The organism is Paraburkholderia sp. J11-2 (assembly GCF_905220185.1).
Taxonomy (GTDB): domain Bacteria; phylum Pseudomonadota; class Gammaproteobacteria; order Burkholderiales; family Burkholderiaceae; genus Paraburkholderia.
Genome location: NZ_CAJMYY010000136.1, coordinates 1 through 329, shown reverse-complemented (window position 1 = coordinate 329; position 329 = coordinate 1). Strand labels below are relative to the sequence as shown.

Here is a 329-nt window from a genome sequence, read left to right as displayed (position 1 = left end):
TGGGTGTCGGCTCCCTGTTGCAGATGCCATTCGTCGGGCGGCGCGACGGGGCTTTCGAGTTGCAGCAGTGCATGATTGGCCAGATCGGTCAGCTTTCGCGGATAGCCACGCTGCTTGAGATATGACTCGGAGGCAACCGGCACTGCGTACGCCGCGCCCAACGCTTGTGAGATATAGGCAGAGTCCGGCAACTGGGTGGCCGAGACGATCGAAAGGTCGTAGCCGTCCTCGACAAGGCTCGGCATGCTCTGCTCGACCTTGAGTTCGACGGAAACATCGGGAAATGCCTGCTGATAGCTCGCAAGCACCTGCGCCACGCAGCTGTACGC

At 61.1% G+C, this 329-nt stretch carries 1 protein-coding gene; it reads right to left on the bottom strand.

Annotation, left to right across the window (positions count from 1 at the left end; translation table 11 throughout):
* Positions 1 to 329 (bottom strand): LysR substrate-binding domain-containing protein (locus tag U5A57_RS41505; RefSeq protein WP_321918139.1); only part of this gene is annotated, 329 nt, incomplete at both ends.